General features: G+C 54.2%; 25 protein-coding genes. 16 read left to right on the top strand and 9 right to left on the bottom strand.

Annotation, left to right across the window (positions count from 1 at the left end):
• Positions 1–6: 6 nt before the first annotated feature.
• Both IPJ12_13730 and IPJ12_13735 read right to left on the bottom strand, forming a co-directional pair.
• Positions 7–348 (bottom strand): hypothetical protein, encoded by a 342-nt coding sequence (locus IPJ12_13730; GenBank protein ID MBK7648182.1) that lies wholly within the window; start codon positions 346–348, stop codon positions 7–9.
• Positions 349–553: 205 nt separating this feature from the next.
• Positions 554–1,240 (bottom strand): SURF1 family protein, encoded by a 687-nt coding sequence (locus IPJ12_13735; GenBank protein MBK7648183.1) that lies wholly within the window; start codon positions 1,238–1,240, stop codon positions 554–556.
• 79 nt (positions 1,241–1,319) lie between these two features.
• On the opposite strand from IPJ12_13735, the gene IPJ12_13740 reads away from it, so the two are divergent.
• Positions 1,320–1,520, top strand: a complete 201-nt coding sequence (locus IPJ12_13740; protein MBK7648184.1) for a twin transmembrane helix small protein — start codon at positions 1,320–1,322, stop codon at positions 1,518–1,520.
• On the opposite strand, the gene IPJ12_13745 is transcribed toward IPJ12_13740, so the two are convergent.
• The 4 genes from IPJ12_13745 to coxB all read right to left on the bottom strand — a co-directional run bounded on the left by IPJ12_13745 (position 1,508) and on the right by coxB (position 5,885).
• A complete protein-coding gene (locus IPJ12_13745; GenBank protein MBK7648185.1) occupies positions 1,508–2,380 on the bottom strand; it encodes a cytochrome c oxidase subunit 3 in 873 nt (290 codons plus the stop codon). The two genes, IPJ12_13740 and IPJ12_13745, sit on opposite strands and share 13 nt — an antisense overlap.
• A complete protein-coding gene (locus tag IPJ12_13750) occupies positions 2,377–2,988 on the bottom strand; it encodes a cytochrome c oxidase assembly protein (protein MBK7648186.1) in 612 nt (203 codons plus the stop codon). The genes IPJ12_13745 and IPJ12_13750 overlap by 4 nt, the downstream gene beginning before the upstream one ends.
• A gap of 139 nt (positions 2,989–3,127) precedes the next feature.
• Positions 3,128–4,723 (bottom strand): cytochrome c oxidase subunit I, encoded by a 1,596-nt coding sequence (gene ctaD, locus IPJ12_13755; GenBank protein ID MBK7648187.1) that lies wholly within the window; start codon positions 4,721–4,723, stop codon positions 3,128–3,130.
• A gap of 10 nt (positions 4,724–4,733) precedes the next feature.
• Positions 4,734–5,885: a cytochrome c oxidase subunit II gene (coxB, locus tag IPJ12_13760; protein MBK7648188.1), complete on the bottom strand. Its 1,152-nt coding sequence runs from the start codon at positions 5,883–5,885 to the stop codon at positions 4,734–4,736.
• A 143-nt stretch (positions 5,886–6,028) separates the two neighbouring features.
• Between coxB and IPJ12_13765 the strand changes: the two genes are divergently transcribed.
• From IPJ12_13765 to IPJ12_13775, 3 genes are all read left to right on the top strand, one after another.
• Entirely contained in the window at positions 6,029–6,610 is a 582-nt protein-coding gene (locus IPJ12_13765) for an SCO family protein (GenBank protein ID MBK7648189.1), read from the top strand.
• A gap of 109 nt (positions 6,611–6,719) precedes the next feature.
• A complete protein-coding gene (gene tadA / locus IPJ12_13770) occupies positions 6,720–7,202 on the top strand; it encodes a tRNA adenosine(34) deaminase TadA (GenBank protein MBK7648190.1) in 483 nt (160 codons plus the stop codon).
• The gene (locus IPJ12_13775; GenBank protein MBK7648191.1) at positions 7,199–7,681 is read left to right on the top strand and encodes a L,D-transpeptidase; all 483 of its coding nucleotides are present in this window, start codon (positions 7,199–7,201) and stop codon (positions 7,679–7,681) included. Before tadA ends, IPJ12_13775 begins: the two co-directional genes overlap by 4 nt.
• Here IPJ12_13775 and IPJ12_13780 read toward each other — a convergent pair.
• On the bottom strand, positions 7,651–8,400 hold the full coding sequence (locus IPJ12_13780; protein ID MBK7648192.1) for an NRDE family protein: 750 nt from the start codon (positions 8,398–8,400) through the stop codon (positions 7,651–7,653). The genes IPJ12_13775 and IPJ12_13780 overlap by 31 nt on opposite strands.
• A gap of 17 nt (positions 8,401–8,417) precedes the next feature.
• Positions 8,418–9,434, bottom strand: a complete 1,017-nt coding sequence (locus IPJ12_13785; protein MBK7648193.1) for a folate-binding protein YgfZ — start codon at positions 9,432–9,434, stop codon at positions 8,418–8,420.
• Between the two features lie 92 nt (positions 9,435–9,526).
• On the opposite strand from IPJ12_13785, the gene mltG reads away from it, so the two are divergent.
• The 8 genes from mltG (at position 9,527) to IPJ12_13825 (ending at position 17,971) form a co-directional block, all read left to right on the top strand.
• Complete coding sequence (gene mltG, locus IPJ12_13790) at positions 9,527–10,522, top strand: endolytic transglycosylase MltG (GenBank protein MBK7648194.1); 996 nt, start codon at positions 9,527–9,529, stop codon at positions 10,520–10,522.
• On the top strand, positions 10,519–11,133 hold the full coding sequence (locus tag IPJ12_13795) for a dTMP kinase (GenBank protein ID MBK7648195.1): 615 nt from the start codon (positions 10,519–10,521) through the stop codon (positions 11,131–11,133). The genes mltG and IPJ12_13795 overlap by 4 nt, the downstream gene beginning before the upstream one ends.
• Complete coding sequence (gene holB / locus IPJ12_13800; protein ID MBK7648196.1) at positions 11,130–12,149, top strand: DNA polymerase III subunit delta'; 1,020 nt, start codon at positions 11,130–11,132, stop codon at positions 12,147–12,149. Before IPJ12_13795 ends, holB begins: the two co-directional genes overlap by 4 nt.
• A gap of 6 nt (positions 12,150–12,155) precedes the next feature.
• Positions 12,156–12,518, top strand: a complete 363-nt coding sequence (locus IPJ12_13805) for a PilZ domain-containing protein (GenBank protein MBK7648197.1) — start codon at positions 12,156–12,158, stop codon at positions 12,516–12,518.
• Between the two features lie 9 nt (positions 12,519–12,527).
• Positions 12,528–13,301 carry a TatD family hydrolase gene (locus tag IPJ12_13810; protein MBK7648198.1) on the top strand — a complete coding sequence of 258 codons (774 nt, stop codon included), beginning with the start codon at positions 12,528–12,530 and terminating at the stop codon, positions 13,299–13,301.
• Positions 13,298–13,966: an ankyrin repeat domain-containing protein gene (locus tag IPJ12_13815; protein ID MBK7648199.1), complete on the top strand. Its 669-nt coding sequence runs from the start codon at positions 13,298–13,300 to the stop codon at positions 13,964–13,966. The genes IPJ12_13810 and IPJ12_13815 overlap by 4 nt, the downstream gene beginning before the upstream one ends.
• Positions 13,967–14,134: 168 nt before the next feature.
• Positions 14,135–16,987 (top strand): PEP-CTERM system TPR-repeat protein PrsT, encoded by a 2,853-nt coding sequence (prsT, locus tag IPJ12_13820; protein ID MBK7648200.1) that lies wholly within the window; start codon positions 14,135–14,137, stop codon positions 16,985–16,987.
• Positions 16,988–17,131: 144 nt separating this feature from the next.
• Positions 17,132–17,971 (top strand): hypothetical protein, encoded by an 840-nt coding sequence (locus IPJ12_13825; protein ID MBK7648201.1) that lies wholly within the window; start codon positions 17,132–17,134, stop codon positions 17,969–17,971.
• 62 nt (positions 17,972–18,033) lie between these two features.
• Here the strand turns inward: IPJ12_13825 and IPJ12_13830 are convergent, their stop codons facing one another.
• Positions 18,034–18,303, bottom strand: coding sequence for an acyl carrier protein (locus tag IPJ12_13830; GenBank protein ID MBK7648202.1), 270 nt, complete (start codon positions 18,301–18,303; stop codon positions 18,034–18,036).
• Between the two features lie 200 nt (positions 18,304–18,503).
• Between IPJ12_13830 and cysE the strand changes: the two genes are divergently transcribed.
• The 4 genes from cysE to IPJ12_13850 are packed head-to-tail and all read left to right on the top strand — an operon-like array spanning position 18,504 to position 22,234.
• On the top strand, positions 18,504–19,259 hold the full coding sequence (gene cysE / locus IPJ12_13835) for a serine O-acetyltransferase (GenBank protein ID MBK7648203.1): 756 nt from the start codon (positions 18,504–18,506) through the stop codon (positions 19,257–19,259).
• Between the two features lie 57 nt (positions 19,260–19,316).
• Positions 19,317–19,820 carry a Fe-S cluster assembly transcriptional regulator IscR gene (gene iscR, locus IPJ12_13840; protein MBK7648204.1) on the top strand — a complete coding sequence of 168 codons (504 nt, stop codon included), beginning with the start codon at positions 19,317–19,319 and terminating at the stop codon, positions 19,818–19,820.
• A gap of 7 nt (positions 19,821–19,827) precedes the next feature.
• On the top strand, positions 19,828–20,988 hold the full coding sequence (locus IPJ12_13845) for a cysteine desulfurase (GenBank protein MBK7648205.1): 1,161 nt from the start codon (positions 19,828–19,830) through the stop codon (positions 20,986–20,988).
• Between the two features lie 34 nt (positions 20,989–21,022).
• On the top strand, positions 21,023–22,234 hold the full coding sequence (locus IPJ12_13850; GenBank protein MBK7648206.1) for an IscS subfamily cysteine desulfurase: 1,212 nt from the start codon (positions 21,023–21,025) through the stop codon (positions 22,232–22,234).
• Position 22,235 lies beyond the last annotated feature (1 nt).

Below are 22,235 nucleotides of genomic sequence, written 5' to 3' on the forward strand. Positions count from 1 at the left end.
GTGCTCCTAGCCGTTCCAGGTAAATTTGAGCAAGCGTTCAATGTCGGCACGTATGCCTTGGGCGCTGGTGCCGTTGGGGAAGGTCATGATCAGTTGCCCCTGCGGATCGGCAAGGAGCACAGGATCGTCGGTTTCAGTGGGGGCCTGGGAAGGCGCCGCAGCTAGCAAAAGATCGGGCTGAGTCTGGACCAGAGCCAACAAGGCCGTATCGTCTGGCTGGTCGGTGATGACAACTCGGCGAAGGCGATCCATGTTCTTGTATAAGGCAACGTGAATTCGCCGTATTTCATCGAGACGTGCGATGCATGCGGACTCGCAGGTACCGCGAACATTCACAAAAGTATCCATTTTCCGCGCATTTTTGCCGTTGACCGTAGCAGATCATCCGGTAACGGCTGTGACGGCTCCAACAGGTTTCCATGGGTACTTGCGCGAGTGGGATGCCAGCCGCTGAAATAAAGTCCGCCGCCAATTACAAACGGCAGTATGAGCAAGCCAACAATCAGTAGCAGCATGCCGCGACCGTTGCCGGGCGAGTGGAGGGCGGCTTGGCTCATTGCCGCCTGACCAGGAAATAGCCCCATATGCCGAGGCTGGAGACGGCAAAGCCAAACCATTGCAGGGCGTAGCTCAGGTGACGGTCGGCACGTTCGTCCGGGCGAGGCCACTGGCGGAGATAGCCGGCGGGACTTCCGGGATCGAGTTGGATGATGACAGGTTGCAGTGGGTAATCCACGACATGGCGATAGCGCTCGATATCGAGGTTTTGCCAGACGGGATCCCAGCCGCTAGCCGGCTGTGGCGCAAGGTTGAAGAAACGCTGGGCCGGCAAAATCGCTATTCCGGTCAGTTCGATTTCGCCGGCAGGTACGTCGGCAACCGGAAGAATCTTATGATCGGCTGGGGCAGCTACCCAGCCGCGATTGACCAGAACATGCATGGTCGATCCAGCAATTTTCAACGGCGTGATGACGTGATAACCCGCCTGTTCCTGATGCAGTTGGTTGTCGAGCAGAATCTGCCGATCGGCATCAAATGTGCCGCGCAGAATAACGATGCGGTAGCGTAGCCCTTCAGCGTCGACGGGAACCGAAGGCATCAATACCGGCGCGTCGTGACTGCGCGTATCGAGTTCGGTTTGCAGATGAGTCTTGGTTTCATATTTTCGCCACTGCCACAGCCCAAGCGATATAAAAGCAGGGAGAACTATGCTCATGGCCAGCGCCCCGATGATGGCCACCTGCCGCCGACTTGCCCTTGTCGAACCTTTGGCAGGGCGCGCATACTGAGCCAACGAAAGACTGTCGGGAGACTCATCGATGCTCAGGGTAGTGGTAGTGTTGCTGTTGTTGGCCATTGTGGGCAGTTTGTTTTCGGGGCTGGTCTTTCTCTATCGTGACCGTGGCGCCGGCCAGCGAACGGCCAGAGCGTTGACCTTGCGTATTGGTTTGTCCATTACGCTTTTTATTTTGCTGTTGGCCGGTTTCCGTTTTGGGCTCATCCCCGGCTACACCCAGTAAACAAACACGAACAGAATCAGCCAGACGACGTCGACGAAGTGCCAGTACCAGGCGACGCCCTCAAAGGCAAAATGGCGCTCGGCCGTGAAATGGCCGCTCATGCTTCTAAGCAGGATCACCGCCAGCATGATGGTGCCAAGGGTGACGTGGAAGCCATGAAAGCCGGTGAGCATGAAGAAGGTTGCGCCATAGGCGCCAGCGCCCATTGTCAGACCCATTTCGGTGTAGGCATGGTGGTACTCGTAGGCCTGGAAACCGATGAAAAGGCAGCCCAGAAGCACGGTGGCCACCAGCCCGAGGCAGAGCTGACGACGATTATTCCGCAGTACGCCCCAGTGAGCCCAGGTGACAGTTGCCCCGGAAGTGAGCAACAGAGCCGTATTCAAGGCCGGAATTCCCCAGGCGCCCATGGGTGTAAATGGCGTACCTTTCGGGCCGCTCGTTGGCCAGGCGCCGGAGAAGTCAGGCCATAGAGTCGTGCCATTGGCGGCGGTCATGCCGCCGAGTTCAGGCACCGAAATGATTCGCACGTAGAACAACGCACCGAAGAAGGCGGCAAAGAACATCACCTCGGTCGCAATGAACCAGATCATTCCATAGCGAAATGACCGATCCTCCCAGTCACGGTACGAACCACTCTGGGATTCGCTGATTACCTGTCCAAACCAGTTGAATAGCACGTAAAAAATCACCCCTGTTCCCCCGAGCATGACCCACTTGCCCAGATGGAAGCCATTGATCAATTCAATGAAACCTAGTGCGAGAAGGAACATCCCGAAGGAGAGAATGACTGGGTAGATGCTGGGGTTGGGAACGAAATAATGTGCATGATCCGCAAGTTGATGGGCATTGGTTTTCATCGGGCCTCCGCGCCGCTGTTCAGGGTTTGGCGTTGTCCATCGACGCCGAAAAATGCGTAGGACAGGGTGATGTGGCTGATGTTGCGATCGACCTCGGGTTTGACGATAAAAGCCAGCGGCATTTCGCGTGCTTCACCAGGGCCAAGCGTTTGCTGGGAAAAACAGAAACACTCGATCTTCTCGAAGTGTTGCGCGGCTTGGCCCGGGCTGATACTGGGTACAGCCTGACCGACGATGGTCCGGTTCGAGGTATTTCGCACCAGATAGCTGACTTGCTGCAATTCCCCGGGATGAATGTCGAGAGAGAGAGTTAAGGGGCGCATGTCCCACGGCAAACCTGGCATGACTGTGCCGGTGAATTCAACGCGAACAATGCGCCCCAGATCGATGTTCGAGGTCGGCACCTTGTCGGTTTTGAGGCCACCAACGCCGAAACCATCGCGTATTGTTTTTTCACCGGTTACCTTGCCATTGAAGCCAGTTACCCGGCACAAGACGTTATAGAGAGGAACCAGCGCAAAGGCGAACGCGAATGCCGCCGCCACCATCACCAGCAGCCGGATGATCAGGCGGTTGTGATTGACAGGGGCTGGGTGTGTGCGGTCCATGGCATCAGCGTTTGATGAACAAACCGGCGATATAAATGGCCAACACGATGGTGCCCAGCAACCAACCCAGACGCCGTGAGGCGGTGCGGCGGCGTTGAAGGTCATCATCCGAAAACGGCTGATTCATCCTGGACCCCATTCACTTGATGACAGGCTGGGTTTCCCAGCTGTGGTGAGGCGGCGGCGATGAAAGCTCCCACTCCAGGCCTTCAGCGCCTTCCCAGACGCGACTATCGACCTTGGGTCCGCCGCGCACACAGGACCAGATATTCCAGGCAAAAATCAGTTGGCTAAAGCCGAGAATGAATGCGCCGACGCTGGAAATTGCGTTGAACTCGGCAAATTGCAATGCATAGTCGGGGATGCGTCGCGGCATGCCGGCCAGTCCCAGGAAGAACTGTGGGATAAAGGTGAGGTTGAACGACAGGACAGTCAGCCAGAAATGCAGTTTGCCCAGCTTTTCGCTGTACATGTGACCGGTCCATTTGGGCAGCCAGTAGTAGACGCCAGTCATGACGCCCATGATGCCGCCGGCAAAGAGCGCGTAATGGAAATGTGCAACGACGAAGTAGCTGTGGTGGTACTGGGCATCGGCGGCGACATCGGCGAGCACCAGACCGGTCAGGCCGGCGATGCCGAACAGGACAATGAACCCAATCGCAAAGAGCATGGGTGTCTCGAAGGTCATCGAGCCTTTCCACATGGTGGCTATCCAGCAAAAGAAGAGGACGGCCAGCGGTAGCGAAATTGCCATAGTGCTGAACATGAAGTAAATCAGAGCGGGGGTCGGCATCCCGGATGTCAGGATGTGGTGAGCCCAGACCACGACCGAAAGAATACCGATGGCAATAAAGCTGTAAACCTGTGCCTTGTAGCCGTAGCTCGGCTTGCGCGAAAAAGCCGAGAGTACGTGCGGGATCAGGCCCCAGACAGGCAGCAGCAGAATGTAAACTTCAGGATGGCCAAAGAACCAGAACAGGTGCTGGAACAGGATGGGATCGCCACCGCCGGCTGCATCGAAGAAGTGCGTACCGAAATGCCTGTCAGTGAGCAGCATGGTGACCGCGCCAGCCAGCACTGGCAGGGTTGCGATCAACAGAAAAGCAGTGATCAGCCAGCCCCAGGCGAAGAGTGGCAGCTTCATCATGGTCATCCCGGGGGCGCGCATGTTGAAGATGGTCACAATGATGTTTATCGATCCCATGATCGACGAGATGCCGAGGATATGTACGGCAAGGATGGCGAAGTCGACACCCATGCCGCCCTGCACCGACAGCGGTGCGTAAAAAGTCCAGCCGGTCGCCAGTGCACCATCGCCAATACCGAATAGCGCCAGCGTGAAGGGCAGGGTGAGAAGAATCGCAGCCGGCGGCAGCAGCCAGAATCCCCAGTTGTTGAGGCGGGGCAAGGCCATGTCTGGCGCGCCGATCATCAGTGGAATCATCCAGTTGGCGAAGCCGGTGGCCGCAGGCATCAAAGCGGCGAAAATCATCACCAGCGCATGGATGCCAATCAACTGATTGAAAAATTCGGGCTTCATTAGCTGAAGGCCCGGCTGGAAGAGTTCGGCGCGAACGCCGAGGATCATTATCCCGCCAACGAAGAACATGATCAGCGAGAAGGTCATGTACATCGTGCCGATGTCTTTGTGGTTTGTCGTGGTCAGCCAGCGTAGCCAGCCACCATGGTAGCTATCGGCTGCGTGTTCGACGGGGTGGGTGGTGGCTATGCTCATGGATCGCCTCCTAGCGAAGGGCCTTGATCTGGGCGGGTTGAATCATGTCGCCCTTGTGGTTGCCGAAACTGTTGCGTTCGTAAGTGATGATTGACGCGATCTCGACATCGGAAAGGCTGTTGCGGAATGCCTGCATGGCAGTACCTGCCTTGCCGTTCATGACACGGTCGACATGACTGTCCGTGATGATCTTGCCGCCTGCATCAAGGAGTGGTCCATTGACCACCTTGCTGCCGGACAGTGCGGGGAAAGTCGGAGGCAAACCTTGACCATTGGGTTGGTGACAGGCGGCGCAGACCTTTTCATAGACTTCATGTCCCTTATCCATCAACTCATCCCGGCTCCAGGTGCGATCAGCACCACCCGCGGCAGCCTTGGCCTCGGCCTTTTGTGTTTCCAGCCAGGCCAGATATTCGGGTTCGGGAACGGCATGGACAACCACAGGCATGAACCCATGGTCCTTGCCGCAGAGTTCCGCACATTGGCCGCGATAGATGCCCGGCTTTTCAATCAGCAGCCAGGTTTCACGCAAAAAGCCCGGTACGGCATCACGCTTTACGCCGAACTGCGGCACCCACCAAGTATGAATGACATCAATCGAGGTCAGCAGAACGCGGATTTTTTTGCCTACGGGAAGCACGACTGGCTTGTCGACTTCCAGCAGGTAGTTTTCGCCCTTCGGTTCATTGTTGGCGATCTGCTCGCGAGGGGTGGTGAGCACGCTGATGAATTTGACCCCGGCTTCAGGATATTCGTACTGCCACTTCCACTGCATCCCGGTGATCTTGAGCACCATGTCGGCGCGGGTCTTGGTGTCTTCCATATTGATGATGGCTTGCACAGCCGGGATGCCCATCAATATGAAATCGATGAAGAGCAGGATGGCAAATGGGATCAGTGCCCAGAACCATTGCAGGGCACTGGTCGGACCGGTGAATTTGGAGGGCGCGTGACCGGAACTCTTTCGATGCTTGATCATCGAGTAAATCATGATGGCGAACACCACGACGAAAAGCACCGTGATGACCAGCATGAACTCGTTATGGATATGCAAGGTTTCCCGCGCAATGGGGGTAACGGGTTCGGGGAAGTTGAAACTGTAGTCTGCGCTGGCGGAAATCGGCGCCGCTAGACTAGCGAGGGGAAGCAGGTTGCGATGCATCTTTCTGACAAGTTTTAACCCCACAACTTTCGTGGCCCGAGATACACGCGTACAACTCTCCATTCTGTTCCCTCCCCCTTGTGAGAACCGACCTTAAGCTTGAGAATCGGTTCTCCTGAAATAGTTCAGAAATATTTATCACGATGAACCGCCGCCTATTTCTCATGTTTTCCAGCGCGTTGCTGGTCGCCTGCAATCGAGCACCGGTGGCTTTTCGCAATACAGATCTGACCGGTGCAACTTTCGGGCGCCGCTTGAGCCTGACTGACCATCATGGACAGAAGCGGACACTGGACGATTTTCGCGGCAAAGCCGTGGTTGTGTTCTTTGGCTATACCGCTTGCCCGGATATCTGCCCGACCATGCTGGCGAGACTTGTCGAGGTGATGAAGGCGCTGAGTGGTGATGCCCCCCAGGTTCAGGTCTTGTTTGTCACGGTTGATCCGGAGCGCGATGGTGCGGATCGGCTGAAAGAATTTGTACCGTGGTTTTATCCTACGTTTCTTGGTCTGCGTGGGGATACGGCGGAAACCAAGGCGGTCACCGAAGAATTCAGGGTTTTTGCCGCACGCAAGACAGTGACTGGTGACCTGGGTTATGTCATCGATCATTCTTCCGGTGCTTACGTTTTCGACCCAGCTGGGCACTTGCGGCTGTATGTCAAAGATACGGCCAGTGTCGATGACATCGTGGCTGATGTTCGTCTGTTGCTGCATGGCAGCTAGGGCAGGTGGCTCCGGGGCGGCTATACTTCCTGCCCTTCTGACACAATTTTTGTGGTTAATTTATGATCGGTAAGTGTTTTCATCTGGTGATGACGAGCATAGGTGCCCTATGAGTGACTTGGCACCTGTCATCCTTGGAGATGAATTTTTCATGCGTGAAGCCATGTCGCTGGCGCGTGCCGCGGAGTGCCTTGGTGAAGTGCCGGTAGGCGCTGTCGTCGTCCTCAATGGTGCGATTGTTGGCCGCGGTTTCAACTCGCCCATCGGTGAGAGTGACCCGACTGCTCATGCCGAAATCGCTGCACTGCGCGACGCTGCACGTGTGCTGGGCAACTATCGTTTGCCGGGCTGTGAGTTGTTCGTGACGCTGGAACCCTGCGCGATGTGCGCAGGAGCGATCATGCATGCGCGAATCAGCCGCGTCATTTATGGGGCGCGCGATGCCAAGACAGGGGTGCATGGCAGCGTCGTCGATCTATTTGGCGTTGAACGACTGAATCACCACGCCACCGTCGAGGGTGGCGTTCTCGCTGACGAGTGCAGTGCCATGCTATCCGCTTTTTTTGCGGGACGCCGCAAAAAATCGTCATGAAGCTGCATATTTCAGTGGCACGGCAAGCAATGGCCGTCTTTGACGATCAGGGCAGGGTTGTTCGCGAGTATCCGGTGTCCACCGCTTTGGCAGGGGTTGGCGAGGTGTTCGGCAGTTTTCAGACGCCGCGCGGGCATCACGTTATTCGGGCAAAAATTGGCGCCGGGCTGCCTGAAAACACCGTCTTCGTACGTCGCCGTCCGACCGGCGAGATCTGGTCGCCAGAGCTGGGTGAGGCTTTCCCCGGTCGTGACTGGATTTTGACGCGCATTCTTTGGCTTTCCGGTTGCGAGCCGGGTTGTAATCGGCTGGGCTGTGTCGATACGATGCGACGTTACATTTACATTCACGGCAGTCCGGATTCTGCGGAAATGGGTCTGCCGGGTTCGCATGGCTGCGTGCGCATGCGCAACGCTGATATTGTCGAGCTATTCGATCTCGTGCCGAATTATTCGGAAGTAGAGATCACCGAAGACTGAAGGGGCTGGCCATTTGGGCCAAAGCTGTTTTCGTGCACGGTGACGACGCCATCAGCACGCTGCCAGGCCAGCGTTGAGGCGCGGGTGCCGTAGGTTTCCGATTTAACAAAAATGGCCGATAACAGGCGTTCCCATTCGAGTGAAACGCCGGTACTCGGCAAGCTCTCGTCGGCGATGATCGACGCGTCACCCAGTAGTTCAAAAAAAGCCGACTCATCGGGTAGCTTGATCAGTGCCTCAGAGAAATTCTCGCGAGCGGCCAGCAGTTTGGGCCAGGGAGTGTCGAGCCGGTAATTGGAGAGTCCGTAAATGCCCGGGGAAAGTGCGCGTGCCTCGCCATCGCGATTGGAAAAATAGGCCAGCGATTCACCGTCTGCCATCAACAGATTGAAACCGGAATACCGCCTGCCATCGATGGTTGAGGCGTAATCAAGCGCTGATAAGCAGGACTGCAGAAAGTTTCGTGTCAGTGCGCCTCGCGACAGATCACCGGCTGCCATGCCGGGTTCGCGGACGTTGGTGATTGCTGCAAATCTCCCGGCTTCGCTGATACCCAGCCATGTGCCACCCGCTTCAAGATCAAGTCCGCCCATGATCTCCGGTGCATCTGGCCAGCGAGAGAGTTGTGCCGTCGGCCGGGCATAAAACTCGTCGCGATTGGCGGCGACGACCAGCGGGTAATCCGGATGAACCCGCCAGCCGACGATGATCAGACACATTTCATTTTTGGCCGTTTTTACGGGTTGACCGCAGCAGCCGTCACCGTCGGGCCTTCCAGTGAGCCCAGGCGGATGTTGTCGGCAAAATTGCTCTGAACCACGGCCAGCGCTTCGTAACCACCCGCTGGCGATGGCGAAACGGTCATCACCATACCGCAGGATTGGTCCGGGTTGTCAGGTGAATGCAGCACATCGCCTGCCTTGAGCGGCTGCTGACTGGTCAGGCGAAATAGGTGTCGCTTGACCTTGCCGAGGTACTGCGTGCGCGCCACGATTTCCTGGCCGGGATAGCAACCTTTGTGGAAACTGACTCCGCCTATCTTCTCGAAATCCGCCATTTGCGGCACAAACTCTTCTTTGGTGGCCAAGGTGACGAGAGGGAAAGCTGACTGAATATCGAGCCAGCGCCATGCCGGCAAGCCGGCAGGACGGGCCTTGACAGTCAATTTTTGCCATAGCGAGGCCATGGCAGACTCCGGCGCAACGACGACGAAACGGACGGCGTCGAGGCGAATGACAGTCGTCCCCTGGTGACTCGACGTGGCCATGGCGTCGGCCGGGCAGGGGAGTCCGGCATCCGCGAGGGCTTCTTCAGCCTGCGGGCCGGACAGGCCGAGCATGATCATGGTGTTGGTCAGATTGATGAGTTTGACTTTGGAGCGCAGCACGAACATTTGCAGGCGCTTTTGCGTGGCTTCCTGCAGATCGGCCGACAGACCGAGGAAATAACTTTCTCCCTGGCGCCATGCGATGAAGCTGGCTTGCATGCGACCTTTGGCGGTACACCAGCCAGCATGCTGTGCCTGATGGTCGGCCAGATGATTGATATCGCTGGTGAACTGGCTGTGCAGGAAAGCCTTGGCATCGTCACCTGTTGCCTCGATCAGGGCAAGGTGAGTGAGCGGAACGACAACGGTACGTTGCGTGGCCGCCAGCAATTCGCCGGTCGCATCGCCGAAGTTGAGAAGTTCAGCCGCATCGCTGTCGAAGACACCTTCGGTCGATTCCAGAAAGCTGCGCCAGTTGGGGTTCATGAGGGCTCCTGATTGGGTTTCGTTTATTATATCGTTCGTTATAACGTGCTCGTTCCACACGGGCAAGACCTGCTTGCTCCACTCGAGTTCCCGTGCGCTTCCTCTCCAAACTGTTTTCCGTTGTTCTATTGCTGCTCGCCGGCTTGGCAGGTGGCGTATGGTGGTGGGCAAATCAACCGCTCACCCTCAAAACTTCACCGCTCGACTTCAGGGTGACAGTTGGCAGTAGCCTGCGCTCTGCGATAGCGCAAATGCGCGAGGCCGGCATCAATGTCGATCCGACTTTTCTCGCCGCACTGGCTCGCTTCAACAGATCGGATACGGCCATCAAGGCCGGTAGCTACGAGGTTAGCGAAGGCGTTACCCCCGTTCAACTGCTGGATAAACTGCTCAAAGGCAAGGTGACGCAAGGTGAATTGACTTTGGTGGAAGGCTGGACTTTCCGCCAATGGCGCGCCCGGATGGATAACCATCCCGATCTGAAGCACGACCTGCGTGGTTTGAGCGAAGCGCAGATTCTCGAGCGCATGGGTCTCACTGCCGCCAGTCTTGAAGGCTTGCTGTTTCCGGATACTTATCTTTTCGACAAACAGTCCTCCGATCTCGAATTGCTGGCCCGTGCCAATCGCGCCATGCGGCGCAAGCTGGACAAGGAATGGGCGCAGCGTGCGGAGGGGCTTCCTTACAAAACCCCTGATGAAGCACTGATCATGGCTTCGATTGTCGAAAAGGAAACCGGACGCGAGTCTGATCGCAGTTTGGTTGCAGCGGTATTCGTCAATCGGTTACGCAAGGGCATGTTGCTGCAAACTGATCCAACGGTTATTTACGGCCTCGGCGAAGCATTTGATGGCAATCTCAGAAGGCGCGACCTGCTTGCCGACACTCCGTACAATACCTATTCGCGGCGTGGCTTGCCGCCAACGCCGATTGCCATGCCGGGGCAAGCTTCCATACACGCCGCGCTCAATCCGGCGCAAAGCGACGCGCTGTATTTTGTCGCACGTGGCGATGGCAGTAGTCACTTTTCGCAGACGCTGGATGAGCACAATAACGCAGTTAACAGATATCAAAGAGGTGGCAAGTGAAAGGTAAATTCATCACTTTCGAAGGTATTGACGGTGCCGGCAAGAGCAGCCATGTCGAATGGCTAGCTGAATTGCTGCGTTCACGAGGCATCGTGGTTCAGGTAACTCGCGAACCTGGTGGTACTGAACTGGGCGAAAAATTGCGGACACTCCTGCTCAACGAGCCAATGCATCTGGAAACCGAAACCTTGCTGATGTTTGCGGCGCGTCGGGAGCATCTGGCTAAATTGATTGAGCCAGCGCTGGCTCGGGGTGAATGGGTAATCTGTGACCGCTTCAGCGATGCGACCTATGCCTATCAAGGTGGTGGTCGGGGGCTGGATAGGGCCAAGTTCCTGATACTGGAACACTGGGTTCATGAACACCTGCAGCCGGATCTCACTCTGTTGTTCGACCTGCCGCTCGAGATAGCCCGCGAGCGGATCGTGCTGGCAAATCGTGTGCTCGATAAATTCGAACAGGAGCGGGTCGATTTCCATGAGCGTGTGCGTCAGGCGTATCTGGAAAGGGCACACACCAGCCCATCGAGAATGCGGGTGGTGAATGCAGATAGCACCCTCGATAATATTCGTAAACAACTTGATCAAATTGTCTCAATGATCTGTTTATGAACATAATTGATCTCCATTCAAAGGTCTGGTCAGGTCTTCAGTCAAGGCGCAGCAAATTGCCTCATTCGCTGCTATTTATAGGGCAAAAGGGCTTGGGTAAATTTGAACTGGCCCGGCGATTTGCCGCCAGTCTGCTGTGCGAGTCGCCCACGATTGATGGTTTGCCATGCGGAAAATGCCTGGCCTGCAATTGGTTTGAGCAGGGAAATCATCCAGATTTTCGCTTGCTGCAACCCGATGCGCTCGGCGATGAAGCGGTGGTTGAGGATGGCAAGAAAAAGCCCAGTCAGCAAATCACTATCGATCAGGTGCGAGCGCTGGATGAGTTTTTTAACATTGGCACTCATCGCGGTGGCTTGCGGATTATTCTGGTTAATCCAACTGAAGCGATGAACAGAAATGCCGCGAACTCACTTCTTAAAACACTTGAAGAACCTGCTCCAGATACATTGTTTCTAATGGTTTCAAGTGAGCCAATGCGCTTGTTGCCAACCATCCGTAGTCGCTGCCAGGCTGTGCCGGTGCCGGTGCCAGCCACCAAGCTGGCACAAAAAGTATTGGCTGACGAAGGAGTGACTCAGCCGGAGCGTTGGCTGGCGATGGCAGGGGGGGCTCCCGGGTTGGCAATGGAGTTGGCTGCTTCCGGGCAAGGTGCCTGGCTGGAGTTGCTGGCAACGCGCATGGGGCTTGGGCCAAATGGTGACCCGTTATCAATTGCGGCGGAGATGGAGAAATCCATTAAAGACAGCAAGGGTAAACTGACGCTAAAGCAAGTCGTTGAGGCCTTGCAAAAATGGTTGGTGGATTTGACGCTGGCCAGGAATGCGCTGCCTATCCGATATTTTCTGCCGCAACAATCCATTATTTCGGGCTTGGCTGATATGATTCCACCTGAACGCTTGATACATTTGTATCGGGCCTTGATCACACGCCGCCAAGAGGCAGAGCAACCGCTCAATGCACGTCTCTTCCTGGAAGGCATTCTTCTGGATTATCGAGCCCTGTTTGCCAATTGATTAATAATGAGTGAAGTAAAACCCGCTCCGCAGCGTCCCAGCGTTCTCTCGCTCAATATCAATTCAAAATCCGCCCTTTATGCGGCGTTTATGCCGCATCTGCGCAGTGGTGGCATTTTTATTCCAACGACTCGTGGCTACGGCATTGGTGATGAGGTATTTATGTTGCTGTCGCTGATGGATGATCCAGCCAAGCTGCCGATTGCAGGCACTGTCGTCTGGATTACGCCGGCTGGCGCACAGAATGGCCGGGCGCAAGGCATTGGGGTCCATTTTAATAATGACGAAAGTGGCCAGGAAGCCCGCCGTAAGATTGAAGGTTTGCTGGGTGGTGTGATGCAGTCTGCACGCCCAACCCATACGCTTTGATCGGCCTGCATGCTGGTTGATTCTCACTGCCACCTTGATTTTCCCGATCTTGCAAATCGAATGCCTGATGTTTTGCAGCGTATGCAGGACAACGATGTTGGCGTGGCAGTTTGCATCGGGGTAAATCTTGAGGATTTTCCGAACGTGCTCGCACTGGCTGAGCAACATGCGCAGCTATACGCGACTGTTGGCGTACATCCGGAATATACCGATGTTGAGGAGCCGGATGAGGCAAGGCTGGTTGCGCTGGCTAAACACCCCAAGGTAATTGCGATCGGCGAAACCGGCCTCGACTACTACTGGCATAAAGATCAGCCCGAGTGGCAGCGCGAACGATTCAGAACTCATATCCGCGCGGCACGCCGTTGCAACAAGCCGCTGGTTGTGCACACGCGGGATTCCGCTGCAGATACGCTGCGCGTTCTCAAGGACGAGAGTGCAGACGCGGTAGGCGGCGTCATGCATTGCTTTACGGAGAACTGGGAAATTGCCCGCTTGGCACTTGATCTCGGGTTTTACCTGTCATTTTCGGGCATCGTTACTTTCAAAAATGCGACGATCGTCAAGGATGTAGCTCAAAAGTGTCCGCTTGATCGCATTCTGGTAGAAACGGATTCGCCTTATCTGGCGCCGGTACCCTTCCGTGGCAAGCCCAACGAGCCTGCTTACGTGCGGCATGTTGCCGAAGAAATCGCCAAGCTGCGTTCAATTTCAATAGAGTCGGTTCATCAGGCTACGACCGATAACTTCTATTCGCTGTTCCAACACGCAAGAAAATTATGAAAATCATCAAAAAATCCCTGTTGACCGTAGCACTCGTGTTGGCCTTCCCTTTGATGGTCGGCGCAGCAACCTACGATGACCTGATCAATGCTGCCAAGATGGGTGATACGTCCGAACTGACCAAACTTGCTGGAAAAGGGGCGTCCGTTGATACAACGGATATTGATGGTAATACGCTGTTGATGCTGGCAGCCCGTGATGGGCATGTTGAAACGGTTGATTTCCTTGTCAAGAACCACGCCAAGCTCAATGCACGCAATGCAGCTGGAGATACGGCTTTGCGTTTGGCGGCCTTTCGCGGTCATCAGAAAGTGGTTGAGCTGCTGCTGGCGGGTGGCGCCGCAGTGAATATGCAAGGTTGGACTCCTCTTGCGTATGCCGCTTTCAGTGGTCATCTGGATATAGCCAGGCTATTGATCAAGGCCGGTGCTGATGTCAATCTGGCATCCGAGAATGGCACGACTCCCCTGATTGCCGCATCGCGCGGCGGTCATCTTGATGTCGCGCGACTGTTGATTGCTACAAAGGCTGATCTGGGCCGTACGCTTGATAGTGGCGAAACGGCACTTGATATTGCTTTGCGCTTCAACAATACCGATATTGCTGAATTGATTCAGAAGGCGGGCGGAAAATCGGGGAAGTCCGTGTCTATCGAAGTTAGATAGGGCGTGATGTATTTTTGCTGATTCCCACGCATGGTTCTTGGAATCGATTTGGGTTCGTGAAAAAGTGCATATCTGGTGAGTGTTACAGCTCAGTAGTATTGGATTTGGTAATTCAAGGGCGAGTCGCCCTGATTGCCACATTCCACTCAACTACGCGCAGTGACCATCATGAATCTTCAAAGATCGTTTGGCAGCTGGCCTTGTTCGAGGATGGCGAGGCGAAAGATTGACCTTGCTCTTCGCTCATCTGCCTTGCTTCTTGTCGGGGTAAGTTGTGTTTCCAACGTGTTGGCAACCCCGGAAAAGGCCTCAGGTTATTACGAGGACGCCCTTAAGCGCTATGACCGCAATGAAATTCCTGCAGCTGTCATCCAGCTTAAAAATGCGATTCAGCAAGATTCGAAGATGCTGGCGGCGCACCTTTTGCTCGGCAAGGCCTTGCTCAGAAATGGCGATCTGAAAGGTGCCGAAGCGGCGTTTGAAGAGGCTTTAAAGCAGGGCGTCAATCGTGGTGAAGTCGCGCTGCCGCTTGGGCAAGTTTACCTCGCATTAGGCCGCCCCGAGGCAGTCATCGAAAAAATTTCAGCTTCCGGACTGTCGCCTGCCATGCAGGTTGAAGTGCTGACCATGCGCGCGAACGCCTATTTTGAGTCCGGAAATAATAGTCTGGCTACTCAGAGTCTCGAGAATGCGAAGGCCATTGATTCAAAGTCAGCCTCGCCGCTGATCGCTGAGGTTCCTATGCTGTTGGCTGCTGGTCGGCTTGAGCAGGCGAAGGAAAAAGCAAGCAAGGCTGTTGAACTCGCTCCCAATAATGCTTTTGCATGGAACGTTAAAGCGGCGGTCCTTCATGCTTCATTCGAGGTTTCCGGTGCTATGGCAGCCTATGACAAAGTCTTGGCTCTGAACCCGAAACATGTTGATGCCCGCGTTGCCCGCGCAGCACTGCTTATCGATCTGAATCGAGATTCGGAGGCGCGCAAAGATCTTGATTATCTGAAAGAAAATGCCGAAGACGAGCCACGCGCAGCCTATTTGCGCTCAGTGGTGGCTGGCCGTAAAGGCGATGTCAAGGCAGTCTCCGAGGCGCTTGGCGAGGTGACGCGGACTGTCGATGCTCTGCCTCCAGCCTGGCTGGCTAGGCGTGAACAGCTATTGATGGCGGCAGCCCTGGCCCACTATGGTCTCGGTAATCATCAAAAAGCTCGCGAATATTTGGATGTAATCATCTCGCGTAGCCCAAATAATCTTGGTGCTAAAAAGTTAATGGCTTCGATTTATGTCGAAACCAAGGACTATGGACGCGCCCAGCCCTTGCTCGAGTCGCTGCAACGCGCAATGCCCGAAGACCCGCAGGTAATGTTCCTGCTCGGAACGATAAATTTATCCCAGCGGCGCTATGCGCAAGCCAGTAGATTGCTTGAAAAGGCAGCTTCGCGAACAGGCTCTTCGGATATGAATCGCTCTCTGGGCTTTAGCCAGTTAGGCTTGGGGCAAACAGAGCTGGGTTTGAGCAGTCTTGAAAAAGCCTATGCCGCCAATCCGGCTGATGTCCGCTCCGGGATGGCGTTGGCGACGCGCTATGTTCGCGTTGGTAAGACGGAGAAGTCGCTCAAGATCGCTGAGTCGATGGTCAAGCGTGATCCAGCCAATCTGACTGTATTGAATTTCCAGGGGTCGATAAAAGGGGCTATTGGTGATAAGGCGGGGGCGCGCACGGTATACGCACAGGTACTTGCCAAAGACCCGACCTTTGGGCCAACGGTCCTGAATCTTTCGCGTCTGGATATTGGGGAAAGACGATTTGAAGAAGCGCGCCGTCGTCTGGATGGTTTATTGAAGGTAGATAGCAACGATCCTCAAGTGCTATTTGAATATGGCCAGCTGGAGCAGCGTGCAGGTCGGTCGTCTGAGGCAATTCGTTATTTGGTCAAGGCCGGCGAGGTGCAGCGAATCGATCCCAATCCAAGCTTGGTGTTGATAGAAATATACTTAAATCAGCACAAGGGCGATCAGGCGCTAACAGCAGCAAAGGAACTGGCCGGTAAATTCCCTGGAAACTTGAAAGTGCAACTTACTTTAGCACGAACTTATCTGGCAAATGGCGCCACCGCTGATGCCCGGACAATATTGACAGGAGCGACCCGTTTGGCTGAGTTCGATGCTAGGGCTCAGGTAGTAATAGCACGTTTGCAGATAATTGCAGCCAACCCGGATGGGGCAGCTTACAGTGTGTATAAGGCGCTGCAGGGCAATCCTGTCGATATTTCAGCGCTTGCTTTAGCTGTTCAGGTTGAGGCACGACGCGGCGATGCCGTCAAAGCTGATGTAGCCCTAAAGGCGCTCTCCGCCAAATATCCAAATGCGATCGAAACGGCTCGGGCTAGCGCTGATTTGGCGATGTCACGAGGTCAGTTTTCTTCGGCCATCGCTGGTTATACAAAGCTACTTACCCGAGAAGAGAATACAGGCAATGCTCTGGCGCTTGTTACTGCGCATATGGCTGCAGGAGATGCTGGCAAAGCATCTGCTTTTCTTGAGGCTTGGGTCAAGAGGCATACTGATGACAGGCTGGCACAAAAAGCCCTGGCTGAATCCCAATTTCGTGCAGGTCAGCTAGCAGCAGCAAAAGAGAGCTACAGGCGCGTAATTGCAAGTACGCCTGAAGACGCTATATCGATCAATAACTATGCCAATCTGCTTTTGCAGATGAATGACCCACTGGCTCAGGAAGTTGCCGAACAGGCTCTAAAACTTTCACCTAATAATTCTGCTTATGCTGACACCTTGGGCTGGATCTTGGTAAGCAAGGGTCAGAATGAGGCGGGCTTGCGTTATCTCCGTGAAGCCCGGTTGCGCAGTCCGGAAAATGGAGAATTTAGGTTCCATCTTGCCTATGCTCTTGCAAAAATCGGACGTAATGAGGAGGCGCGTGACGAAATGCGCGCAGCGGTCGCAAATTGGGGAGGCGCGGCACATAATCCAATGTTCAGTCAGCTAAAGACAGAACTGGGTATTTGAACTCGGCATTCTAGTGTCGGTAATCTTTACAGGTCTTGATCGCGAAGCGTTATGGCTTTAGGTAATACACTGAAACATAATTGGTTTTAACTATTGGTATATATATTGCTGGTGAGTATTTAAGGGTATTTAATGGGGAATGTGATGACAACTAAACTTAACTTGACGCTTGGTGCAATAGGGCTATTGGCAGCTGGGAGTGTTTTCGGCGCTACGACTTGGGTATTGAATACAGGTACTGTTACTGTGTCATCTGTTTCCGTTACTTCAACGGGGTGGGCTGATACCGGCACCAACGCTAATCAGTCCGGTGGCCCATTACAACTGCAACCAGCAAACAGTAATGTGGTTCTGTACTCCGGAGGTCTGGGTATTAATAACTTGGATGGTTGTTCTTCCGGCAGTACTTGTGATGTTGGTGATGTTCAAAGTACCGCTCCGGAGCATGCCATTGACAACAATCAGCGATATGAGATGGTATTGCTGTCGTTTTCCCAGGCTGTTAATTTGACGAATGTCAGTTTCGGCTGGACTGGGACTAGTGATTATGCATCTCAGGGCGGTGACTCAGATTACACCGTAATGGCTTTTCAGGGTGCGGCAGGGAATCAGGGTTTGGCGACAAAAACTTGGAGTTCTTTGGATTCAGGATGGACTCTGGTTGGGCAATATAACGATGCTACAGACTATGAGAATCGATCGCTTAATAGCGTGAATAGTAATGGCGTGGCTAATTCATCTGCCGGTGTTTATTCCTCCTTTTGGCTAATTGGCGCCTACAATCCGTTAGTTGGTGGAAATATGAATTGGTCATTAGGTAATGATTATTTGAAGTTGGCTTCGGTCACCGGGACGGTTTGTGCCACAGGTTCCGCGCAGTGCGGTGGTACAACCACAAAGGTCTCAGAACCGGGTTATCTTGCCTTATTGGGTATCGGTTTGCTAGGCATGATGCGCATTCGTAAGTCATCACCTAAAGGTTGATCCGCGGAGATGGAATCCGAACAAAAATGATGGCACCTGTTGGTGCTATCATTTTTTTGATATCAGCTTTTTGGGGCCTGAAATGCCTCAATTAATGCGACCAGCGATGCAACGGTACGCAGATGTTGGCGTGCTTGCTCGTTGTTTGCTTCGAGCACGATGCCATAGGTCTTTTTCAAGGCCAGTACTAGTTCGAGTGCATCGATCGAATCCAGCCCCAATCCATCATCGGCAAAGAGTAGGGTGTAATCGCCAATATCGTTCGGGGTAGTGTCTTCGAGATTCATTGTCTCGATGATGAATGCCTTTAATTCCTGATTGAGATCTGTCATTTTCTATTTTGGTTTCTATCGCAGTTTATGCTGGAGAAGGCTAGTGCGGAGCCTTCTCCAGCATAAATAAGCTTAAGCGTGTATGGGTTATCAGAAAAGCATTATAAGTTCTTGGCGTGACAGGGCTACAGGGAAAATAGCTGACAATTTCAGTCGAGTATTTTAAAATCGCCCCTTGATCGATAGGGAGGCAAGGTTTCATGTTCCGGAGTTTGCGTGAGGACATCCGTGCGGTTTTCGACCGCGATCCGGCCGCCCGCTCGTTCTGGGAGGTGCTTACCTGCTATCCGGGTATTCATGCCCTGATCATTCACCGCCTAGCGCATTGGCTTTGGGGACATCGTTTGCGCTGGCTGGGTCGTTTCACTGCGCACCTTTCCCGCATGCTGACCGGGATCGAGATTCATCCAGGAGCGACTGTTGGCCGTCGGTTTTTTATCGATCACGGCATGGGTGTCGTGATTGGCGAAACCGCGGTGATCGGTGACGATGTTACGCTTTATCATGGGGTTACCCTTGGCGGAACTTCATGGAACAAAGGTAAGCGCCATCCCACGCTTGAGAGCGGCGTCGTTATCGGCGCGGGCGCCAAGGTGCTTGGTCCGATTACAATTTCTGCTGGCGCCAAGGTTGGTTCCAATGCAGTCGTTACCAAGCCTGTGCCAGCGGGTGCCACGGCCGTTGGCAATCCTGCACGGATTATTGAAAATGCCGAGCAGACTCGCCAGCGTGAGGCGCAGGCCGAGAAGCTTGGGTTTTCTGCCTATGCCGTGGCAAGGGATCAGGATGATCCAGTAGCCAAGGCTATTCATGCCTTGCTAGATCACGCTGCTGAAACTGATCGACGTCTGGCATCACTGGTGAAAGAGCTTGATGCGCAAGGTGTCAAGTGTGATCAGGATGTGCAACCGGCTGATGTGTTTGATCCAAAATACCTGAGCAAAATAGTTGACTAAATTAATCTGGTTTATATATAGTTGACTGTAACACTTGGTTATTTTCAGGAGTTCGGAATGCGTTTGACCACCAAAGGACGTTTTGCTGTAACCGCCATGATGGATCTTGCCTTGCGTGGGGAAGACGGTCCGGTGGCGCTGGCTAGCATCAGCGAACGGCAAAAAATATCGCTCTCTTATTTGGAACAATTGTTCGGCAAGTTACGCCGTTACAAGCTGGTGGATAGCGTGCGCGGACCTGGCGGTGGTTATTGCATCGCTCGACCTGTTTCTCAGGTGGCGGTGGCCGATATCATTCGTGCTGTTGACGAGCAACTCGACGCGACCCAGTGTGGTGGTCGGGAAAACTGTCATGATGAGCATCGCTGTATGACGCATGACCTGTGGTCGACGCTAAATACCAAGATGTATGACTATCTGGCCTCAGTGACGCTGGCCGATCTTGTTGAAAAAGAAAAACTGAAGCGTGGTCCAGCGACCATTGTGCTTGAAGACAAGCGTGGGCTTGGCTCTTCGCCTCGTTCGGGCAATGGGCGCGACAAGGTGTCGCTAGTCGCCTGATCCGCTTATGCCACGACCTGTCTATCTGGACCACAATGCTACGACACCACTTGATTCGGCGGTTCTGGCCGCCATGCTTCCTTGGCTGGAAAGCAATTTTGGAAATGCTTCCAGTCGTCATGAATATGGCCGGCAGGCACGGCAAGCGATTGACGAGGCGCGGCAGAAAGTGGCGGCCGCAGTCAATGCGCATCCGACAGAAGTGGTTTTTACCAGTGGTGGCAGCGAGGCTAATAATCTGTTTTTGAAAGGTGCTGCTGCCGGCTTCAAGCCGGGCATCATTGCCATAAGTGCTATCGAACATCCTTGTGTTCTCAAGCCTGCGGCGCAACTGGTCGCAAATGGCTGGCAACTCAGGTATATAGCGGTCGACGGCGCTTGTAGGGTCAATTTCGCAGATTTTCGCGAAGCTGTGCAGGCGAAGCCCAAGCTTGTTTCGATAATGTTGGCCAATAATGAAACGGGCGTGATTCAGGATGTTGCCGGGTTGGCGACTGCTGCGAAGGCTTGTGGAAGCTGGTTTCATACAGACGCGGTACAAGCGCTGGGCAAGCTGGATATCGATTTTCGTGCGCTTAGTCTGGCCGGGGTGCATGCCATGACACTGTCTGCCCATAAGGCATACGGACCGAAAGGGGCTGCCGCGCTGGTGCTCGACAAGCGTGTTGAATTGCAGCCCTTGATTGCTGGCGGTGGTCATGAGCGTGGACTTCGATCCGGGACTGAAAATGTGGCAGCCATTGTTGGATTTGGTGTGGCTGCGGAACTTGCGGCACAACGCGTTGCCGAATTGCCTGAACGTTTGCGATTGCTGATATGCAAACTGGAAAATCGGCTGGTAGCGCTTGGGGCAACGATCTTCGCGGTCAACTCGAAAAAACTGCCAAATACCAGTTATTTTGCGTTTCGCGATATTGATGGTGAAACGCTGGTCGGAAAGCTGGATCGTGAAGGATTTGCGGTGGCTAGTGGTGCAGCCTGTTCAAGCGCCAACCCGGAACCGTCGCATGTCCTGCGCGCCATGGGGGTGGCTCCGGAGATTGCTCGTGGCGCAGTACGTGTGAGTGTGGGAATAAGTAATACCGAAACAGAGATTGACCAATTTATTGATGCCTTGCAGGTTACCGTCGGACGCCTGCAGGGACTGACAGCGGTTGTAGCCAACTAAGCTGACTGAATAACCCGACTTAGCGAGAATGAAGATGAAACTCCCGATCTACCTGGATTACTCGGCAACCACACCGGTCGACCCGCGCGTCGCAGAAAAAATGATTCCCTACCTGTGTGAGCATTTTGGCAACCCCGCGTCGCGTTCGCACAGCTTTGGCTGGGTAGCTGACGCGGCGGTTGAAGAGGCGCGAGAGCAGGTTGCGGACCTGGTCAACGCAGATCCAAAGGAAATTATCTGGACTTCTGGCGCTACCGAGTCGAATAACCTAGCTATCAAGGGCGCCGCCAATTTCTATGCCGGAACCAAGGGCAAGCACATCATCACGGTCAAGACCGAGCACAAGGCCGTTCTCGATACCGTGCGCGAATTGGAACGTCAGGGCTTTGAGGCAACCTACCTTGATGTAAAGGATGACGGCCTGCTTGATCTGGAAGTCTTCAAGGCGGCAATACGCCCGGATACCGTGCTAGCTTCGGTGATGTTCGTAAACAACGAAGTCGGTGTCATCCAGCCGATCGCCGAGCTCGGTGAGATCTGCCGCGAGAAGGGGATCATTTTCCACGTCGATGCCGCGCAGGCAACCGGCAAGGTGGATATCGATTTGAGCAAGCTCAAGGTCGATTTGATGAGCTTCTGTGCCCACAAGACCTACGGTCCGAAAGGTATTGGTGCCCTTTATGTCCGTCGTAAGCCGCGTATTCGCCTTGAGGCACAGATGCACGGTGGTGGCCATGAACGTGGTTTCCGTTCCGGGACCTTGCCGACGCATCAGATCGTCGGGATGGGTGAATGCTTCCGTCTGGCCAAAGAAGAAATGGCCGAGGAAAACAAGCGCGTCGGCGCGCTGCGCGACAAGCTGTTGAAGGGCCTGCAGGATATCGAGGCGACCTACGTCAATGGTGACCTTACGCACCGCGTGGCGCACAATCTGAACATTAGCTTTGCATATGTTGAAGGCGAGTCAATGATCATGGCAATCAAGGATTTGGCAGTCTCTTCCGGCTCGGCTTGCACTTCGGCCAGTTTGGAGCCTTCCTATGTGTTGCGTGCTTTGGGGCGCGATGACGAACTGGCCCATAGTTCCATTCGCTTCAGTATCGGTCGCTTCACGACAGAAGAGGAAATCGACTATGCAATCAAATTGTTGCATGCGAAAGTTTCCAAATTACGTGATCTTTCGCCGCTATGGGATATGTACAAAGACGGCATCGACCTGAGCACCGTGCAATGGGCCGCCCACTAAA

This window comes from Betaproteobacteria bacterium (assembly GCA_016709965.1).
Lineage (GTDB): Bacteria > Pseudomonadota > Gammaproteobacteria > Burkholderiales > Rhodocyclaceae > Azonexus > Azonexus amarohabitans.

Bases quoted from the DNA above. Each gene is read 5' to 3' on its own strand.
- IPJ12_13845 (MBK7648205.1), top strand. From the start codon at position 19,828: ATGCCACGACCTGTCTATCTGGACCACAATGCTACGACACCACTTGAT.
- IPJ12_13730 (MBK7648182.1), bottom strand. From the start codon at position 348: ATGGATACTTTTGTGAATGTTCGCGGTACCTGCGAGTCCGCATGCATC.
- IPJ12_13830 (MBK7648202.1), bottom strand. From the start codon at position 18,303: ATGACAGATCTCAATCAGGAATTAAAGGCATTCATCATCGAGACAATG.
- cysE (MBK7648203.1), top strand. From the start codon at position 18,504: ATGTTCCGGAGTTTGCGTGAGGACATCCGTGCGGTTTTCGACCGCGAT.
- coxB (MBK7648188.1), bottom strand. From the start codon at position 5,885: ATGCATCGCAACCTGCTTCCCCTCGCTAGTCTAGCGGCGCCGATTTCC.
- IPJ12_13825 (MBK7648201.1), top strand. From the start codon at position 17,132: ATGACAACTAAACTTAACTTGACGCTTGGTGCAATAGGGCTATTGGCA.
- IPJ12_13745 (MBK7648185.1), bottom strand. From the start codon at position 2,380: ATGAAAACCAATGCCCATCAACTTGCGGATCATGCACATTATTTCGTT.
- IPJ12_13805 (MBK7648197.1), top strand. From the start codon at position 12,156: ATGAGTGAAGTAAAACCCGCTCCGCAGCGTCCCAGCGTTCTCTCGCTC.
- holB (MBK7648196.1), top strand. From the start codon at position 11,130: ATGAACATAATTGATCTCCATTCAAAGGTCTGGTCAGGTCTTCAGTCA.
- IPJ12_13750 (MBK7648186.1), bottom strand. From the start codon at position 2,988: ATGGACCGCACACACCCAGCCCCTGTCAATCACAACCGCCTGATCATC.
- IPJ12_13775 (MBK7648191.1), top strand. From the start codon at position 7,199: ATGAAGCTGCATATTTCAGTGGCACGGCAAGCAATGGCCGTCTTTGAC.
- ctaD (MBK7648187.1), bottom strand. From the start codon at position 4,723: ATGAGCATAGCCACCACCCACCCCGTCGAACACGCAGCCGATAGCTAC.
- IPJ12_13810 (MBK7648198.1), top strand. From the start codon at position 12,528: ATGCTGGTTGATTCTCACTGCCACCTTGATTTTCCCGATCTTGCAAAT.
- prsT (MBK7648200.1), top strand. From the start codon at position 14,135: ATGAATCTTCAAAGATCGTTTGGCAGCTGGCCTTGTTCGAGGATGGCG.
- tadA (MBK7648190.1), top strand. From the start codon at position 6,720: ATGAGTGACTTGGCACCTGTCATCCTTGGAGATGAATTTTTCATGCGT.
- IPJ12_13785 (MBK7648193.1), bottom strand. From the start codon at position 9,434: ATGAACCCCAACTGGCGCAGCTTTCTGGAATCGACCGAAGGTGTCTTC.
- IPJ12_13850 (MBK7648206.1), top strand. From the start codon at position 21,023: ATGAAACTCCCGATCTACCTGGATTACTCGGCAACCACACCGGTCGAC.
- IPJ12_13740 (MBK7648184.1), top strand. From the start codon at position 1,320: ATGCTCAGGGTAGTGGTAGTGTTGCTGTTGTTGGCCATTGTGGGCAGT.
- iscR (MBK7648204.1), top strand. From the start codon at position 19,317: ATGCGTTTGACCACCAAAGGACGTTTTGCTGTAACCGCCATGATGGAT.
- IPJ12_13765 (MBK7648189.1), top strand. From the start codon at position 6,029: ATGAACCGCCGCCTATTTCTCATGTTTTCCAGCGCGTTGCTGGTCGCC.
- IPJ12_13815 (MBK7648199.1), top strand. From the start codon at position 13,298: ATGAAAATCATCAAAAAATCCCTGTTGACCGTAGCACTCGTGTTGGCC.
- IPJ12_13780 (MBK7648192.1), bottom strand. From the start codon at position 8,400: ATGTGTCTGATCATCGTCGGCTGGCGGGTTCATCCGGATTACCCGCTG.